Source organism: Asticcacaulis benevestitus DSM 16100 = ATCC BAA-896, from assembly GCF_000376105.1.
Taxonomy (GTDB): Bacteria; Pseudomonadota; Alphaproteobacteria; order Caulobacterales; family Caulobacteraceae; genus Asticcacaulis; species Asticcacaulis benevestitus.
Map to the genome: position 1 here is coordinate 1 of NZ_AQWM01000013.1, position 18,246 is coordinate 18,246.

General features: G+C 57.0%; 13 protein-coding genes. 10 read left to right on the forward strand and 3 right to left on the reverse strand.

The window, feature by feature from the left end; all coding sequences use genetic code 11:
• Both B060_RS27725 and B060_RS27730 read right to left on the reverse strand, forming a co-directional pair.
• Positions 1-185 (reverse strand): hypothetical protein (locus B060_RS27725; RefSeq protein WP_040401813.1); only part of this gene is annotated, 185 nt, incomplete at its 3' end.
• Positions 186-932: 747 nt separating this feature from the next.
• Entirely contained in the window at positions 933-2,276 is a 1,344-nt protein-coding gene (locus tag B060_RS27730) for a hypothetical protein (RefSeq protein WP_018082319.1), read from the reverse strand.
• Positions 2,277-2,546: 270 nt separating this feature from the next.
• On the opposite strand from B060_RS27730, the gene B060_RS26105 reads away from it, so the two are divergent.
• From B060_RS26105 to B060_RS0113530, 10 genes are all read left to right on the forward strand, one after another.
• Complete coding sequence (locus B060_RS26105; RefSeq protein WP_018082320.1) at positions 2,547-4,664, forward strand: DNA/RNA non-specific endonuclease; 2,118 nt, start codon at positions 2,547-2,549, stop codon at positions 4,662-4,664.
• A gap of 30 nt (positions 4,665-4,694) precedes the next feature.
• Positions 4,695-5,444 (forward strand): hypothetical protein, encoded by a 750-nt coding sequence (locus B060_RS26110; protein ID WP_018082321.1) that lies wholly within the window; start codon positions 4,695-4,697, stop codon positions 5,442-5,444.
• Positions 5,445-5,464: 20 nt separating this feature from the next.
• Positions 5,465-6,550 (forward strand): trypsin-like peptidase domain-containing protein, encoded by a 1,086-nt coding sequence (locus B060_RS0113495; RefSeq protein ID WP_018082322.1) that lies wholly within the window; start codon positions 5,465-5,467, stop codon positions 6,548-6,550.
• 11 nt (positions 6,551-6,561) lie between these two features.
• Positions 6,562-7,590 carry a trypsin-like peptidase domain-containing protein gene (locus B060_RS0113500; RefSeq protein ID WP_018082323.1) on the forward strand — a complete coding sequence of 343 codons (1,029 nt, stop codon included), beginning with the start codon at positions 6,562-6,564 and terminating at the stop codon, positions 7,588-7,590.
• A 3-nt stretch (positions 7,591-7,593) separates the two neighbouring features.
• Positions 7,594-8,892: a hypothetical protein gene (locus B060_RS0113505; protein ID WP_018082324.1), complete on the forward strand. Its 1,299-nt coding sequence runs from the start codon at positions 7,594-7,596 to the stop codon at positions 8,890-8,892.
• The gene (locus B060_RS0113510) at positions 8,892-10,577 is read left to right on the forward strand and encodes an nSTAND1 domain-containing NTPase (RefSeq protein ID WP_018082325.1); all 1,686 of its coding nucleotides are present in this window, start codon (positions 8,892-8,894) and stop codon (positions 10,575-10,577) included. Before B060_RS0113505 ends, B060_RS0113510 begins: the two co-directional genes overlap by 1 nt.
• An 878-nt stretch (positions 10,578-11,455) precedes the next feature.
• Positions 11,456-11,887, forward strand: coding sequence for an NUDIX domain-containing protein (locus tag B060_RS24565; RefSeq protein ID WP_157405641.1), 432 nt, complete (start codon positions 11,456-11,458; stop codon positions 11,885-11,887).
• Positions 11,888-12,013: 126 nt separating this feature from the next.
• On the forward strand, positions 12,014-13,540 hold the full coding sequence (locus tag B060_RS24575) for an FAD-dependent oxidoreductase (protein ID WP_023447303.1): 1,527 nt from the start codon (positions 12,014-12,016) through the stop codon (positions 13,538-13,540).
• A gap of 1 nt (position 13,541) precedes the next feature.
• Positions 13,542-14,360, forward strand: a complete 819-nt coding sequence (locus B060_RS0113525) for a hypothetical protein (protein WP_018082329.1) — start codon at positions 13,542-13,544, stop codon at positions 14,358-14,360.
• Entirely contained in the window at positions 14,350-16,917 is a 2,568-nt protein-coding gene (locus B060_RS0113530; RefSeq protein WP_018082330.1) for a hypothetical protein, read from the forward strand. Before B060_RS0113525 ends, B060_RS0113530 begins: the two co-directional genes overlap by 11 nt.
• A gap of 46 nt (positions 16,918-16,963) precedes the next feature.
• Here B060_RS0113530 and B060_RS0113535 read toward each other — a convergent pair whose 3' ends face one another.
• Positions 16,964-17,764: a hypothetical protein gene (locus B060_RS0113535; RefSeq protein ID WP_026172831.1), complete on the reverse strand. Its 801-nt coding sequence runs from the start codon at positions 17,762-17,764 to the stop codon at positions 16,964-16,966.
• Positions 17,765-18,246: the final 482 nt, after the last annotated feature.

The following is an 18,246-nucleotide window of genomic DNA, read 5'->3' on the forward strand; positions in this document are numbered from 1 at the left end:
ATCTTGGCGTCGCGAACCGTCACCGCCAGTTTCAAATCTTCAAGGGTACGAGATTGTTCTTCAATGACCTTCGCTTGCGAACCTACCTCCGTCTGGAGTCGCTCAACCTGCCCCAAAAGTGTCGCAACAACACTGCGCAAACCCGCCAGGGAAAAATCGTCATTCGATTCAGTCGATGGAGCCATCTCCAGTTTGAATCATAACCGCGAGTCCCTGCCAAGCCCCCTTGCACGCCAATTTGCCCCGGTTACCACAAGACACAATAACCCCCTGTCAACGCCGACATTTTCCCCATCCATATAATACCCACCCTAAAGCCCACAGGACCACTAAATAGCCAGCGATGCAATTACAAGATGAATTTTATGACAATCGCGTCACAAACGTGACGTCGGAATTGATGCTGGCTCAAATATCGCGGCCCTCCATGTTGTAGACTTAACAGATCTATTGAAATGACGGCCTGCTAAATAGAAGGGATTGAGCAGTGATCACGCCTGGGTGCAAGACGGAGACCAAGTCTTAAGCGTTCCTCCAGTTAAACCGTGTTAAGCCTACCCCCCCATAGCCGTAAAATTCCACACAGCTTCTGGCAGATCACCTTTCAGCAAGTCAGATTTTCGAACCACACCCGCGGCCTGATGAAGACCTTCAGTTTGATTGTGCTTCTTGGGAAGGTCGGTTCCTTCGAAACCAATGTTCGATCTTGCAAGGTCCGGCATTTTCTCCATCATTGAACTCGCAAGGATGTTAGGCCGACATCGTTCGACCGCTTATAGAGAAATCAGCCGGAACTTTTATAACGACTTATACGCTGAATTCCGTGGCTGGTTTCCAACCACCGCCGGCATGCGCGCGCGTCGTCGACGCTGTAAGACTTCAGCAGGTCCTCCAGAACGTCTTACCAGCGAACCGCGCGGTTTGCCTCAACGTCAGACCTTGACATCCTCATTATCGATCATGGTTCGTAGCATGACGGCCGCCCCGCACTGCTTCGATATGGCCTGCGGGTCGTAGAGCCCGTCCCTGACGAACTTGCCCTTTGTATAGTGGTTAGAGAAACTCCACAGGTAGGGCGAGTTGATGTTGCGGGCATAATAGCCGAAGCCGTTATAGCCTTCGAAACGATGCAAGGTTTTGGGCAGGGACCAGTCCGGCTGGTGGGCGTGTTTCTGATAGGTCAGGGCGTCGACGGCGCTGGACACCCAGTCGCTGGGCGGATTCCAGACGGGCGGACGCCCGTTCGGAACCTGCACCGTCCTGGCCGTCAGCGGATCGCCGTTGTGGAGGTGGGCCTTGAAATTGAAGCTGCCTTCCAGCCCATGGACGATACCGACGAACCACCAGGGCACGCCGGTCTGGGCCGCGACCTCTTCGTAACGCGGCCTGAACTGCAGCAGCTTCGTGCGGTGCCAAGCGACCTCACCGGCGCGCTCCGGCCGGACCTTCATGGAGTCGAACAGATTAATATAGCCGGCCTTGAGCTGATCATAGCCCGGCTTGACCGCTTCCAGCGCATTGTCCTCCGGCGCCGTCTGTGCCCGCTGTTCGGCGACATAAAGGTCGAGCAGGGTGTCGATTTCCGCCTGCGCGTCGATTAGTCGCGTCAGAAGCGAGGCCTCGCGACGCCCTTCCCCGATCGTGTTGAGCGCATTGGCGATCAGGATTTCTTCGTCCACCTCAGCCGTTGTGTCGATGCTTTCCAGGCTTTCGTGGCTGCCGGCGTCGAGGTTCCAAGCCGCAACATCGTCATACCGCGACGCCTCGGGCCTGACAGACAGGTGAAGGTGGTGGTTGTGCGGATTGGCGCCCGTATAGGCGCGCCAGGTCCAGGCCGGCGTGCTGCCGATGGCGGAAGCGCTGCAGATGCGGCGGTTCCAGATGATGTACTTGATGCGCGGATCGCTGCCCGCCACAAGCGTCCTGGCCAACCAGTTGCCGTCGATGCCCTTCGCCAGATCATGCGAGACATCCATGGCCGTCACCACGCCCTTGCCGGCGGAATCGACGACCCAAGGATTGTGGTCCGAACTGCGCGTCGCGTGGGCGGCATCGCCGATCGTGCCGTCGCTGGCCTTGGACCGCGACTGAAACCGCGCGTTGATCTGACTGCGCAATTGCTCAAGGCTGCGCGCCAGCCGCCACGACCGCACGGTTTCCAAAGCGTCCTGCACGGCCTCGCTGCCGCCGCAATCGGTCGGATCGGCATGACCGTCCTCGTCCGTGACCACCGGCTCTTCATGAATGACGTCTTGAACGTTGTCTGGCGAGACCATACTGCAGGACCCCCCTCGTGGCTGTGTTGTGAATGGGATGAGACGGAGTCGGAGTCGCTTCCGTCAGAACTCGGAAACACGGACAAATTGTTGGACTAACCGGCAGATGCTTAACATGATCCATTGCGTCATACAACCATTTGGTGTATGTCTGAGAAAAATTCCCTCCGCTAGGGACCAGGACGGCCTGCCAGGGCCCCGGACGATTGTACCGCATTGTTGTAAAACCGAATTTTCCGTTTGGAGGCGAAAACGCCTTAGGGGGACATTATGGACCAAAGACAAATTCAGGCCCTGTCGTTTCTGAGCGGGATCCTGCCGAAGACGGCTGCGCTGGAAAATGGAGGTCTGGAATCCCTTTCCGCTTCGGGCGCCGAAACAGAGATCGCACCCGCCGGATACGTGCCGGACGACCTGAAACCGCTTGTGCAAAAGACGGTGGAGAAGATTGCCGCCCGGCGCCCGCTCGAAGCCGCGGAGACCTTCGCACTCGAGGCGATCATCATCCCCGACAAGCGCCCCGTTCTGGATGTCCTGGCTGGAAACACCTTCGCCACCGATCATCCCTTGTGGAAGCACCTGCTCGACGACGCCCCACGTAACATCATCAGGCAGGCCATACCCGCCGTCGGACGGGTCGAACTGCCCGGCCATCCGGCGCTGCCCTACGGCGGGACGGCCTTTGTCGCCGGCCCCGGCCTGATCATGACCAACCGCCATGTCGCCGAGATTTTCGCCAACGGCCTGGGCCTGCGCGACCTGGCGTTCAAGCCCGGCCTGAAAAGCGACATCGACCTCGAAAAGCGTGTCGACGGGGGGACCGTGCGGCTGGAGGTCGTCCAGGTGGTCATGATCCACCCCTATTGGGACATGGCCCTGCTCCGGGTCGAAGACCTTCCAGACACGATCGCGCCCCTGCGCCTGGAGGTCACACCACCTTCCGGCGTCTTCGATGTCGTCGCCATCGGCTACCCGGCCTTCGATCCGCGTAACGACGCCCAAGTGCAGAACCAGGTATTTCGCGGCATCTACAACGTCAAACGGCTGATGCCGGGCAAGTTTACCGGACGCCGCGAGACCAACAGCTTCGGCAAGACGGTCAATGCCGGCACCCACGACCCCTCCACCCTAGGGGGCGCATCGGGCTCGGCGGTCCTTTCCGTCGGGCAGGGCACCGTGGCGGCGCTGCATTTCGGCGGGCTTTACCTGGACACCAATTTCGGCGTCCCGGCCTTCGAACTGGCACGTGACGGCCGTGTCATCGATGCCGGAGTCGCCTTCGCCGGAACGCCCCAGCGCCAGCCCGGCCCCTGGGACGACTATTGGGCGGACACAGAAACACCGGCACAGAGCCGTGTCTATCCCTCACCCGCGCCACAGCGTGAACCGACGGCGAACCGGGTGTCAGTGACGATCCCCGTGACCGTGACGGTCGACATAGGTTCGCCCGGCTCAGCCCCCGTCACGGCGACGGCGACGGCACGTCCACCGCTGGGCCCGCCGGACAACCTGGTCCCCGTCGAGGCGCCGGCCGAGGATTATCGCACCCGGCGCGGCTATGTCCCGGAGTTCCTTGGTCCGGAGGTGCCGCTGCCGAAGGTCGGGGCCACGCACGATATCTTGAGCTACGACAATGGTGGCCTGCCCGACACCGAATTGCGGTACGAACACTTCAGTGTCGTCATGAGCCGAAGCCGACGTATGTGTATCCTCAGCGCTTGCAACATCGACGGTGGCCGGTCGCGCAAGGCGCCCCGGGTTGGCTGGCGGCTGGACCCGCGCATTCCGTCCGCGCAACAGATCCTGAACGAGTGCTACGGCAATCCGCCGCGTTTCAGCCGGGGCCACATGACCCGCCGAGAAGATCCGGTATGGGGTGACGATGCCGCCACATGGAACCGGGGCAATGCCGATTCCATGCATGTGACCAATACCGTTCCCCAGATGCAGGCGTTCAATTCCCCCATCTGGCTGGCGCTGGAGGACTACGCCCTGGGGCATGCCCGTGAGGACGCCATGAAGATATCGGTCTTTACCGGTCCCTATTTCGACAGCCAGGATCCCCCCATCTACGGCATCCGCATTCCGGTGAAGTTCTGGAAGGTGATAGCGTTCATTCACGACCGGACCGGCAAGCTGTGCGCCACCGGTTACGAGATGAGCCAGAAGGACAGCCTGCCGTCGCCGGATACCGAATTCGTCTTTGGCGAATTCCATTCACCGCAACAGGCCATCGCCACCCAGACCTCCATCCGCGCCATCGAGGCCCGCGGCGGGATTTCCTTCGGCGGCCTGGCCGATGTGGACGCCAAATCGTCCACCACTGAAGCCTCCTGGGGCGGTACGGATATCCGGCTGGATCAGCTGGAACAAATACGTTTTCTTTGATTCACACTGATTTTCGGGGAACAAACTGCGATGGTCTACAATCCATTTTCCTTTATCGAATCGGCCGATGTCGGCGCAATTGCCCTCGAGGGCCTGGAAGCGGCGGAGGCGCCCAAACTCGATCTCAGCACGTTACCTGATGTCGTCGTTTCGAGCACCACGCTGATCGACTTCTCGGCGACGCCGAATGTCGTCCTGCGCGCGTCGGTCTCGCTGGCCCTGCTCTACGCCAGCCGCGTGGCAACTCGCGCCATGAAGCCGGAAGACGACGAGGACGACTGGCTGGCGCGTTACAACCAGGCGCTTTCCGAAATCGGCTTCCGGGTCAGCGGCTATGCCGTGGCGCATTCCACGTTCAAGAAGAAGAACGTCGCCGTGCACAAGGCGATCATTCCCTTCCTGACCATAGCGTTCGGCGGCGCCGCCGTCGGGCCGATCATCCTGCAGGCGCTCAAGAATTTGCAGGAGATGGATGCGGACGCGCCGTGGATCACCCTGTTCGACCGCGAAAGCCGCCGGTTCAACGTGAATGAGATGCACTTCGCCGCCGTCAGCAGCAACGACACCGAAACCACGATCCGCTATGCGGTGGCCCGGTTGAACGTCGAGTCAAGCGAGGTGCGGATCCTGTTCTTCAAGATTTCCGATGTCAGCGCCGAGTTCGAAAGCGCCACGACCACCATGACCTGCGACAACGGCCTCCTGGCCGCGCTCGAGCCGAAGCTGAAGGCCAAGCTGATCAGCCAGATCGACGACAGGATCAGCGGCGCCGAAGTCTGAAGCCGGCGGAAAGGGACAAGATGAACGACGTAACCAATCTGTTCGCCAAAGAAGACGAAGTCGACGACGCTACCCGCGAAGCCATCGGGGATGCGATCCGCAAGGCTTATCCCAACCGGGATTTCTTCTACATGCGGCTCCACAACAAATGGGGCGTGGATGTCGAAGACGATGTCACCTCGCTTGACAATCCCGGCGGCGTCGTGATGGCACGGATCGTCCAGTACGCCCGGGCGAACGGGCGCCAGCTTGATCTGCTGGCCCTGGCCTGGGCGGATGTCCCTGGCAACCCGGCGCTCAAGGCCTTGGCCAATAACTGGCTGACTCCACCGGAGGCGGCTCTGGCCAAATACGCCCCGCCTCCGTTAGCCGCGCCACCGCCACAGGTGCGCCCGACGCTGGAAAAACTCGTGGCCAAGCGGTCGCGCCTGATCAACCTCCAGGCCTTTCAACAACGCCTGGCCGGCCTTTCCGGCGCGCTGTGCCGAATTCAAGCCGCGGGCATCAAGGGGACGGGCTTCCTGATCGGGCGACACACCGTCCTGACCAATTATCACGTTGTGAAGGCCGCGATCGCAGCCGACACGCAGGGCGATCAGATTTTCTGCGAATTCGACTATTACGACGCCAACATTCGCACCGTGCTGTTCAACGGCGCGATGGGTATTGACTGGCTGGACCTCAACAGTCCCTATTCCGAAAGCGACCTCACTGGCAAGGGCGTACCGGGGCCGGACGAACTGGACTTCGCTTTGATCACCCTCAGCCAGGACGTTGAGCCGGCACGGCGGCCGGTGACATGGCCAACCCTTCCACCGGTGGTTTCCCAGCGCGACTTTGTCCTTATCTGCCAGCATCCAGGCGGCGAGCCGGCCAAACTGGCCATGGGCGAGGTGCTGGATTATCCCGGCGGCCTGCGCTACCGCTACGACGTGACCACAGAAAGTGGCAGTTCCGGCTCACCGGTTTTCGACGTCGACCTCAATCTCGTGGCCCTGCACCACGCCGCCGATCCCACATTGTTTCCGCAGTATAACCAAGGCGTGCCGATCGCCCGGATCATGGCGGCGTTGAAGGCGGCCAAAATCGATCCGGCGACTCTATAGGAAACGGGTTCATGTCCGATACCGTTGCCCCCAAGACCATGACCCAGAAAGACCTGACCGCGATCAAGGAGGCTTTGGTGACAGCCTATCCGGACAAACTGGGGCTCTACAACCTGCTGCTCAATTCCTGGGGCGTGCGCGTGTCGGACTATGTCAATACGGTGCAGCCCGGAGTTCTCGCGGTTGACGATCTGGTCGAATGGGCGAACGCTCAAGGACGGTCGCACGACCTCCTCTCCCTGACCTGGAAAGAAAAGCAAAACGAAGTCGAGCCCCTGCAAACCGTGGCGGCACGACTGCTGGGCTTCTCCTCCAAAATACCTCCAGCCTGGGACCAATCGCGACAGCGCGGTCCCGCGATCGGCGACATGCAGAGCGCCATTTGCCGGGTATTGGTCAACGACAAGCCGCGCGCAACCGGGTTTCTGATTTCGAAAGACCTTGTCCTGACAACCTATTCCGCGGTGAACGACCTGGTTGCCAACGAAGCCGGCGGTGAAGCAATTCACCTGCATTTCCAGGGCTACGGCAGTCTGCCGGGGGTGACAGTGAATGCCGCTGCCGGGTCCGGCTGGCTGGTGGCCTACCGAAAATACGCGGTGTCAGACACCGATTGGTTGTATGAAGGGGAGGACCAATCCGCGACCGAGGCTTTGGACTTCGCGCTTATCCGGCTGGCCGGTCCCGCTCCCAACGGTCGGGCGGTGCTGCCCCTGCCCGACCCGGTTCCGATTGCCGCCGTCGGGGACGATGTCTTCATCCTGCAACATCCCGAGGGGCGCCAACTGGAGGTTTCACCTGGAAAACTGACCGCCTATTCCCTCGAAGGCACTCGTGTCCACTATAGTGCGAGAACGCTACCGGGCAGTGCAGGTTCGCCAGTCCTGACAGCCGATGGCGGATTGATCGCCCTGCACCACGTCGCCCGGTATGGGATTTCGCCGTCGAATCTGGCCGACCAAACGGTCGGCCGGGGCGTGCCGATCTGGCGTATCCGGGCGGCGCTTGCCGAATCCGGCATCGATCTCGGAGCGCTCTGAACCATGGTTTGTGACGCCGACGCTGCAGAAAAACTGGACGCCATACTGAGCCGTGCCTTTGGAATTGCCGACGGCTACAAGGAGCTGAACGGCATCGTGTTCGGCGCCGTTGGCTACAATATGTACGAAAAGCTGGGCATGCAAAATAGCCCGATGGGCCTGGTTATACCTGATTTGCGGACTGCACTGTGCGTCGTTGAAAACCGGGGCGAAACTTGCCTGGCCGCCACCTTCGTGAGCCTGCCGGGCAATGCCTCACTACGCGAGTGGGTGAAGGCCTGTCACCCGGACCTGCTGGTCCGGGTGACGCAAGACCAGTTCGAGCAAAGTCGCGAGGACTACGACACCGATCGTATGGAGCGCCGCGTGAAGGCCGTTCGGACCACGCTCGGCACGGCGCCCGCGCTGGACGCCAAGGGCCGCGAACTGGCCCGCCGCATGACCGACGGTCTCGAAGACCTCATGGGTTACAAATCCATCCATGATGTCCTGCACGGCCTTCAGATGGGTGTGTTGACCGAATTGCTCCGCGTCTCGCCCGAGGCGACCACCCCGTTCGAACGCAAGGGCAGTTTGCGGGTTCAGGTCCAGGAGTTGAAACTCGGCTACGGTCGTATCGAAGGGCAGTTCCTGCACGGATCCGCCCCGGTCCAGGCGCGGGCTCTGCGCGATAACGTGGTGGCGCAAATCAAGGCCATTGCCAGCCAGGTGACCGCTGCCGACCTCGAAGCACCGGAAACGGCGGAAGCCGCCGCGGGGTTGTTGCGCGCCATGTTGCGTCAGCAGATGAGCCTGTTCGACAGCAAGCTGGTCGAAGCCTCCGAGGCGATACCGTTCACCGCCTTTGCCGCCCTGCTCCGCAGCCTCGAACCTGCCGGTGAGCCGGCCGGCGTGTTGTCGGCGGCCGCGCAAGGCCTGGAGGATATCGATGTCCGGCTGCGCGATCGTCGTGTGATCCATCAGCTATGGCAGCAGGCCGAAGCGACCCTCGTCAATATCGAGGAACTTCTGCGGAGCACGGGCCGACAGATCGAGTTGAATTTTCACTGCCGCAACCTGGTCGATGCGCTGCGAGCCATATCCGCCCGAAGCCTGGACGACGAGGTGCTCGACATGCTGACCCTGGCAGGGCTGGGCGATGCCGATACCCCGCTCGAGCCGGAAGGGTTCAAGCGCGCCTTTCCGGCTTTCTCGCGGGAAGTCAGGGTACGTTTTCAGCAGGCTGATAACCGCCTGCTACAAGATTGCGGAAAGCTCAAACTATTGCAGGAACCGTTGCGCACCCTCGAGGGAGATGCCTGATGACCGAAAGCCCTCCGACACCCGACACCATCGCCGGCCTGCGTGAGCGGCATCTCAACCTGATGCAACAATGGCGCGACCTTGAAGACGACAAGTTCCGGTCGGAAACGGCCGATGCCCTGCGCCAGTCAGTGCATGCCGCAGGGGTCGATATCGAACGAACCGCCGAGCGCGACGAAGCTCAGGGCATTATCGACTACTGGGCCTCTGCGGTTGCCGCCCTGGAGGGGCATGGCTATCCGGTGTTGCTGACCCTGAAGCCCTATGAAGGCGCGCGCGGGCGTCAGGCCGGGGCGTCGGCGCAGCAGGCCTTTGAATCTCTGGACGACGAAACTGACCGGCGGCTGGCCCGCCGTCTGTTCGAGGAACTGCTGCGGAAAAAGAACGAAACGGATTTCGAGCGTAGCCCGCCCTGCACCCGCGCTTCGCTCGAGGCGCGGGCCGAGAGTGTTTTGGAGCCCAAATGGAATGCGATCCTGCAGACGTTTGAAGCAGCAGGCGCCATCCGGCGGTTGCCGGGGGAAACCGTGGAAAGCGACCGATTCGAGGCTACCAGTGCGGAAATCGCCTCCACCTGGCCCGAACTGCAAGGATGGCTGAACGCGAAGGATAAGTATGATCGCGAAGTGTCGAAAATCGAGTCGCTGGCGAAACGGTGGAAAAATGCCGACAGGGATAGCGACCTGCTGCTTCGAGGCACCGCCCTGACAGAGGCTCGCCGCTTCGAGAGCGAATCCGACCTGTTGGTAGAGTATGTCGAAGCCAGTCAAACTGCGACCCGGCGCACGGAAACACAAAAGCATATCGTTATCGGAAGTCTGATCGGACTGTTGGTCCTCATGCTTATCGCAGCCATGAGCATGACGTTTTATTTCGGGAGCGAAAGCGCGCGATATAAGCGCATCATCGCCGAAGCGGACGCTGAAAAGAAAGTCGCCACGGAGGCTGCTGACAACGCCAGAGAAGACGAAAAATTTGCGGTTCAACAGGTGACGATCGCCGAAAAGAGGCTGGACGACAAACTACCGCCTGTTGCAACTTCCGCCTCTGCCCTGGCGCAACTTGACGAATTGAAGGGGGCGATGTGGCTTGGTTCGATCGACCGGCCGCAGGTTCGCACCGTCGGTGGCGGGGGTGCGAAGAGCCCCGATTTCGCGAAGGTTTTTCCTGGCCAGCGCTTCCAGGTTTATGCGAACATCTATTTACGCGACGATATGCCGGCCCTGGATGGCCCCTATGTCTCACCCCCGGCGAAGACCGTCGTACCGGCCGGCTATTTCATTGTCCTGGAAAGTCAGCCGACGGGCTATAAACGTTCGACCGGCGTGCAGTACTGGGCCAAGGTTCGCGTCGTTCCGCGCGTCTACGTCCAGTTCGCCGGCAGCGACAGGGCCACCATTGATGCCGTTCGTACAGATCTGGCACAAGCCGGTTTCGATGTGCCAAGGGCGGAACGGCTCACCTCAGCGGCAGACTTGGCGGAGGTTCGCTATTTCAACGACAAGGATCGCCCTGCAGCGACGGAGCTCCTGACCGTCCTCCATAAATCCAAAGTCTTTCCCCGCCCTGGTAGCATTAGCTGCCGATCGGCGACGGGCAACACGGTCTCCAGGTTCACGCTTGAACTCTGGCTCGACCCGACCCGTCGGGCGAAAGCCGTCGAGATCCCGAAAGCCTGTCCCTGATTTCGCGAACGAACTCGTTTTTTCGAGATAGGTATTGGACTCACATCCGTGACGCAAGCGAACAAGGGCGTGGGAAAAATTATGTGGACCTCCGCAGCATCAATTTTTTACGAAGCATGACCTGGTCGCAATACGCGTAAAAAATGACGCTAGGGAATCAGTTATAAATCAATATATTATAGATTTAGCTACTGCATATCATTGAATTTATTCACCTTTCAGGCTCGACGCGTGATTGCGTTGTCCGTTAACTCTGGGCTTTTGACGGAAGAACGGACAAACTGATTTCTTGACCATTCCCCGGACAAATTCGACGATGGCATCAATGGGCTATACGCGCCTGCGATGGCCAACGCGCCGCCACCTAGAAGCATGAAGGCGGCATGACTGCCTAGCTCGCCCAGTAGGATCGACAGAGGGGTTACATTTATCATCTTAGACCAGTGAATTTTCCCAGACAGTCGTATCCAAAAGTTGGGGGAATTTCCAGCGAGGTCCGAAAAATTTGATGTGGTCACTTTACGGCAACCAGCGCATAAAGACGCTCCAATGCAGTGCACAATCTAATTTTAAAAGTTGGACTAACCGCCTTGTTTGGACAAATTGGTCGCGGTGGAGGAATAGTGGTGTCTTCACGGAATGCACTCGGTGTAGTGGTCAGGTGGGTTATTATTGAGGACCTTTGACGGCCTTGTCGGGCGTCAGTAGGTTGCCTTCCACATTATTTGCTGTCACACATATTACCGCGTCGTTGACTTAGTGTTTGGTTGAGTCGCGACAAAGCAGTGGGAGCAAAAGTGCAAAAAATTTACTGCACATACTGCGGCCTCGCGATGCCGACGTCAGCTTTTCCGAAGCATTGTAGTAACTGCGATCAGGTGACCTACAACAATCCCTTTCCAGTGGCCGTCATATCAGTTCCCATCAAAACACGTGGTGGCCAAATAGGGCTACTTTGCGTGAAACGGGGCGTCGCGCCCGAGCAAGGTATTTACGCGCTGCCGGGAGGGTACGTCGACGATGGTGATGAAAGCGCAGAAGCGGCCGCCTGTCGTGAGCTATTCGAAGAAACTCAAATACAAATATCGCCATCGGACGTCTTTGTAACTCACACGGAACGTCATGACGACCATCTACTTATTTTTACGCGACACCGAAATATCTTGGATGCAGGGGACGTTCTCAAACAATTTACACCAACGGCCGAGGTGACCGAGGTTAGCGTGCAAACATCACTGGTTGAGTTGGCGTTTCCTTCCCACACCGCTGTATTGAAACAGCATATCTCTTCCCGAGGCGCTAAAATCTGAGCGAATAATAACACTTTGGTATTCCCGCAACACTCGTCAGTAATCGGAGCATTTGTGGAAAAAAGGTCATTGACGTTTTTCTAATCCCGGCCAACACTACCTTTGCGAGAGGCCGCAGGGGGCACGATGCTCAAACAACTAGAACTTGAAGAAATCGTCCGCATCTGCACGCCGCGGGCGGATACGCCCTTTCATGTTATTGGCCCCTTTGCCAATCGTGTCAGCTTCACCTCGCAGCAATCGCGGGCAGTCAATCTCGTATATGCCCTGCATAAGCGAGGAGGATTTAAGAAGGATGATGCGGTCGCTGTCATAGGCGGCGGTGTGGCGGGTCTGACGGCGGCTGTAGCGCTCGTTGGGTATGGCGCTAAAGTTGACATCTTTGAAGGCGGCGCGAAGCTTTTGTCTCGCCAATCAGAAACTGTTCATCGCATAGTCAATCCCACCATTACCAAATGGCCGATGGAGCCATTGTCAGATACCACGACATTACCCTACCTGGATTGGTATCAACTTCCTTGCAGTGAAGTTGCCGACCACCTGTTGCGAGAAGTGGAAAAGGTACAGGCGGCTAACAAAAAGCTCCTGAACGTCGAGCCTCGCAAGATGGTGACCCACGTCACTCCAATATCAGACAAGTCAATTTCCCTTGAGTGCAACGGACAAGGGAACACCAAGTCCTACCGCGCCGCGATCGTTGCCCTTGGTTTCGGAAAGGAACAAAGGGCGGAAACCCTTTTAGATAAAGGGGAGTGGATTGGTTACTGGACACCTGACAATATTGTCGACACTCGCAACACAGAGCCATCAACACGGTTCATTGTAAGTGGGGCGGGAGACGGTGGCCTGATCGACATGTTGCGAATTCTGCACAGCAGATTTGACCGTGGCGACCTACCTGTAAGAATAGCCCACCTCTTGTCCGATACGCCGTTGGCAGCATCAATTTCGGAAGCCGAGGCAGCCAGAGACAACTTTAAAGATGAAAAAGCAATTGAAAAACTGGATGAGGTCTACACTGCGGCCGCGGAGCTGATCGAGACTGACGGAAGTTACAAGTCCGTCCAAGAGGCTTTGAAGGCATCATATATTGAGGGTGCACCGGTTCACATCCTCGTCGATAAGAAGTGGTCGAAGCCTGTCTCCGATGCCGCTTCCCCAATCAACAAACTCTTGATCTATCACGCCAAAATTTATGGTAAGGGGCTTGAGTATAAGCATGCCGAGGTGGTTCGAACCGGTGACGGCTATTCCGTAGGTGGATACGATTTCAAGCAAAAGGATGTTCGCCTCATCGTTCGGCATGGGCCCGATACGAATTTCGGCAATTGCGTAAGTGCCGCCGACTTAGAGTACATCGACGAACACCAAAGGAAACTTGCCGACCGACTTGCTGTGCCTGCTTGGGACGGCGACCTTAAATGTCCGAGGCCATTCCCAAGGAATCTGCCTGGTACTCATGCATATCGAGACTATAGACGCGACATGGTGATTGAATTTTTGAGCCGATTGTGCCGGCGATTTGTGGAAGTGGCGATCACAGCTACTGGTTACGAAGTCATTGGCTTTGAGGGCTCTCCCCCTTCCCAGGTATTTGGTATTGATTTGAGCCGGGGGGAGCGAATTTTCACCCGCCCCATCCAGGATTCCTAGGATGGCAAGAATCGATATCTCCGCGGAAAAGCGGCTCAGTTTTGCAGGGCAGCAGCAACGATTTGCCGTCGGCGCTGTCCTTGGCCTGAAGGATCGGCTTTATGCGCTAGTCCCACGCTATTTGACGGCCAATTTGTCGGAAAATCATCCATGTTTCATGGGGGAGGACGAGGTCGGGCGCCTGATGCGTTTGAGTGAAGTGAACCCGTCACCCGGAAGCCAAATCTCTCAATTTTACGATGTGGTCCAGTTCGCTGAAGGCGTCAGAGTCACGAGATCATCATATAACTTTGCCGCACCAATAGAGCAAGCGACAGACTACCTAGGCAGTCCGGTGACGGTAATAGGAGTTCCGCGTAAAGTAGGTGGTTTGGTTCTCTATTGCGCCGAAAGAAAGGTCTATTTCGCTTCTCCGGAGACGGATCGTTTCTTCACGTTAGAAGGCCTCCTGGAGCTTCGGTCGCTGTCGCCTGGAGCCGACATGGTAGACCGCGTCTCATCAAATTGCTTAATTCTCGACAAGGTCGGAAGAGCATTCGGTAACTTGTATAGTCGCTCTGATAACGGTCTCTACTTGTTGCCGCTCGCGCGCATAGTGAAGGAAACAAAATTGCGTGTGCTAGATGCTGACAAGAATGCGGATGGCATTGCAGCAGAAATAATTTCTAAAAAGGCTGAAGGCATTTTTTCCGCTATGGAATTGGAAGGGATCGTCGCGCTCGCAAAAGCGCCGCGGCCACAATCGACTATTCCGCAAGATGAAAAGGACGCGTGGCACAAGACTTTCGAGACATTGGAGGGCGCGGCCAATGGACGATGATATCGTAAACATCTTGAAGCAACAGATGGCCATGCTCGACATCTCTGCCGACCTAGGCATGTCCGAGGATGATGACGCCCACATACAGCGAGAAGGCACCATCCGTTACGTGTTAGATGAAAACATCTTCGAATATCTAGTGTCCCCTCACTATCAGACGTCCAGTCAGGGCGGCTTCTACTCGAATGTTTGGAGAAACGATCGATCTTTCCCGGTAGATCTTGCGAGATCAGCGGAAGCTCAAACATCAATGCAAACGGCTGAATGGATCATTTCGGGAACGTTGCCAGGCGCGTCTTCAAATCTACTGTCGATGACAGACGGGCATCGCGATGAACTTGCCAGGCGCGCTGGCGAGATCAATGCCGAGCTTAAGACCGATCCACGTCGACAAGCAGAAGACCTTCTTGAGCGGATTAAAAAGAAGAAGGCTTTGGTGCACAGCATCTTGTCGGGTGACACGATGAGCGTTCCACAAGGTCTTACCAGCCAGGAAGCAGAACAGATCGCATCGGACTGTGAAGCCCTCATCCTGGGGGGTGTTGATCGCGATGTCGTCGACCTCCACCGTAAGGTAAGCCACTGCTCCGCGTTATTGGTCAGCGACGACATCGTTGAGCATATCATCCAACTACGTCGTCTCTATTCTACGAAAATTTACGGGCGGACGATTTCTTTAGAGGCAGCTTGTGGTTTAACTGACAGTGTCATGGATGAAATCCTTGAAGACGCGAGGGAATGGAGCCGCATGTTCCGTGACGAGCTTCTATTGCCAGGCAATCGAGGACGGACTCGAAGGGAGCGTTTGCCCCCGACGTTAGAGTCAAGTTCGCCATCCGAGGACAACGAGATCGGGTCCATCTGGAATGATGCATGGGCCATTGCTGCGGTTCAGAAGATAGCAGACGTCAATCCCGACCCGAAACTGCGCATTGTTTTCGTAACGGGCGATCAGCTTCTGATCGACACTTACCGTCGGTGGTACCAAAAGCAGCCGACGGAAGTCCCTTATATTCTCAGGCGTTTTACACAGTATGCACCCCATTTCAATCCAAGAGACATCGGAGGGGCGTTCGGCGCATTAAGGGATAGTGAGCTTGCCTCTCTAAATCTCTTCGATTCTGTACAACAAGCTATCGGCATGTCGATTCTTCCTTGGTTAAGAACTGCGGATAGAGAAAAATTGGCGGCCGAATATCCGGAATATTCGGCTCAAACCTTTACGCTCATTCAATCCGAAAAGCCTGACTTCATATCGGATCCGGCGATTCGAGAGTTGATAGAGGAAGCCCAGCCCGACAAGCACCGCCTCGCCGCAGATTGGGCCTCCATTACAAACCGTTGGAGGAAATATCAACGCATTGCCGTAGGATCGGCCGCGGCGTTGGTCGCTCGACGGGTCGACGAACATGCCGCGATGATGGCAAAGCTGGAAAGCATTGACGACACAGACACATTGAAGCGGTTTGTTGACGAATTGCTCCACGAGCAGTCCCACGAAAGCCTCCGGCTTTGGTTGCCCAAAGCAAAGAAAATAATTCAAAAGCTACGAGATATTGAGAAGCCTCGCCATATCCCGGCATTGTCACTGGATGACCTTTCCGACACGAGCCTGGAAAGCAATCCCGCAGAAGTGACCTTCGCGGCGGCAGCCTGCCTTTCGATGGAAGATGGGGACAGCGTAGAGGCAATGCGATTTGCCGACATCGCCCTGAAATCGGACCAAGGTGCCCGGGATTCCCAACGCGGCGTCGACGGATTTTATCCAGAATTGCTTTTCCTCAACGCGGTCACACACCGGTACGGGTTGGCAAATGCAGGACGCCATCTTATCACGCGGATGGACAGTGATACCGCAGTATCCTCAGTTATGCGCAGCATTCAGACTGTAAAGAAGTATTATGCAGTTGCAAAAAATGCCCTCCGCGAAGCACTGAACCTGCATATTACCAATACAAACTCAGCCGTAACGGAAACCGAGCGCGCTTATCACGCTGTGAGACAGGTGCGTACCTATTCAGAACGCGCCGCATTGGAGTTATTTTATGCCACAAGCGTTGGGCTGCCGCTCAACTCCCGCTCAGCAATACTCCAGCCGTTAGAGCTACTGCGGGAAGCGAGCGTATCGGCAAGCTCAGCCGTAAACGATCTGCTGATTTGCGAGCAACTCTTCGACACATTCTCCAAAGAATTCCGACTGAATGACTCTGACCGAAAAATTCTCGCGCTCAGCGAAATGCAATTTCGCATCAATCAGGTCAGCGTCATTGTCGCCCGTAAGCTGCTAGAAGGCAAATTCCATAATCCCTTCAATCATCAATCGAGAGAATTGATTAATTTGGCGCGGCGCCTCGCAAGCGACTTCAAAATCTCCCACAACCTGGCTGAAATGGAATTCTTGGGGTTCGAAATTTGGGCAGGTTTGCGAGAGGTCAAGGCGGCACGACCAGCGTTGCAAACATTGACAAGGGCCAATACCGGCATCCGATTAGATCAATTCTTATTTGACCGGATTCGCAAACGTATCCTTCACAGCGAGCGGACAGATCGCCGTTGACCGAGCCTTCGTCATCCGACAAGCGCTGCAGCCAGAGACCAATGACTCAGATATTCCCGACCATGGTTGCGAGGAAATCGATGCCGTATGCGCCCGCAAACAGGACGATCAGAAGCAGGCCGATGAACCTGACGCGCGACGGGTTGACGGCTATCAACACCGGCAGAAAGAGCTGAAAGAAGCTCATCACCGCCATGCTCATCATGTCGGCTTGTGTCTGGTAGAAGACCAACTGTTGGTCGTGCATGTTTATGGAACTTTTGCACGCCACGTATCCGAACAGAAGCATGGGCGGAAGAAAGCTGGCAAACAGGTAGGCGGGATAGCGTGGCACTTTGAAAAGCCAGTCAAGGAGGCCATAGATGACCAGCGATATCACGCATAGGAACGCCGAAATGATCGAACTCAAGAGCAGGATCATCTGAATGTCGGTAGGGGTGATGGAAGTGCCGTCCTCAAGGATGAGGAGCATCTTGACTAGGAAGATCGCCCAAAGGAACCACGTGCAGGCAATTGCGATCAGGTAATCGCGAGGTCGGTCCTTTTCCTTTTGCTTAAAGAGAAATTGCTGAACTAGGCCGCTGACCCAGAAAGGGATGACCGAGCCATAAAGTAGAAGCAATTTGACGAATTGAGTGTTGAGCCCCGTCCGATGCGCGATGGCGACGCCGATCCGATCGAAATGGATATTCAGCCAATTTAGTATGCCGTGTGACATTTGGCTTGTGTCAGCAAGGCCGGCACCCATGATCACCGCGCCGAGGACTGCTGTCGCCCATTTGGCGCTCTTATCTGCCTTAAGGTCCGCCGTAACCTTTTTGACAACTTGCCTTACACGCTCGTCCAAACCAGCCCCCCTCATCGCTGCCGACCTCAGACCATCCCAAAAGCCTCCAGGCCCGTCACCACTGCGACGCATCCACGTGACGGGATTGTATCACGGTCAAGACTAACTAAACGTGCAGATTTATGGCACACCATTATCATCCAAAGACAGCCATCTGTTGCTTTGAAAGGTAATTGCTCCGCGACCCGACCAGAGAATTTGCGATTGGGCTTGGCGCTTGCGCTCCCTTCCGGTCTCATAGTCTGTCTCTGTCCATTTGCAGGGCCAATTTGAGCAAAAGCTCCTGAAGAAATTCCAAGACGAGCTTCGTTACGCCGTCTGGTACCGGCGAAAATTCCGACAGATCGACGACGCTCGGCGCCGCCAGCTTCGCCCCCTTAGCTCCAATCGATGCCCCCAGGCATTCGGCTCAGGCGAGGGGGAGACGGCTGATCCAATCAATCTTTTCGCAACGACCGCACCACCCAGCTGGAGATCCGAGA

Coding starts and splice junctions, on each gene's coding strand:
- B060_RS0113530 (WP_018082330.1), top strand. CDS start 14,350: ATGGACGATGATATCGTAAACATCTTGAAGCAACAGATGGCCATGCTC.
- B060_RS0113505 (WP_018082324.1), top strand. CDS start 7,594: ATGGTTTGTGACGCCGACGCTGCAGAAAAACTGGACGCCATACTGAGC.
- B060_RS26105 (WP_018082320.1), top strand. CDS start 2,547: ATGGACCAAAGACAAATTCAGGCCCTGTCGTTTCTGAGCGGGATCCTG.
- B060_RS26110 (WP_018082321.1), top strand. CDS start 4,695: ATGGTCTACAATCCATTTTCCTTTATCGAATCGGCCGATGTCGGCGCA.
- B060_RS0113500 (WP_018082323.1), top strand. CDS start 6,562: ATGTCCGATACCGTTGCCCCCAAGACCATGACCCAGAAAGACCTGACC.
- B060_RS24575 (WP_023447303.1), top strand. CDS start 12,014: ATGCTCAAACAACTAGAACTTGAAGAAATCGTCCGCATCTGCACGCCG.
- B060_RS27730 (WP_018082319.1), bottom strand. CDS start 2,276: ATGGTCTCGCCAGACAACGTTCAAGACGTCATTCATGAAGAGCCGGTG.
- B060_RS0113495 (WP_018082322.1), top strand. CDS start 5,465: ATGAACGACGTAACCAATCTGTTCGCCAAAGAAGACGAAGTCGACGAC.
- B060_RS0113510 (WP_018082325.1), top strand. CDS start 8,892: ATGACCGAAAGCCCTCCGACACCCGACACCATCGCCGGCCTGCGTGAG.
- B060_RS0113525 (WP_018082329.1), top strand. CDS start 13,542: ATGGCAAGAATCGATATCTCCGCGGAAAAGCGGCTCAGTTTTGCAGGG.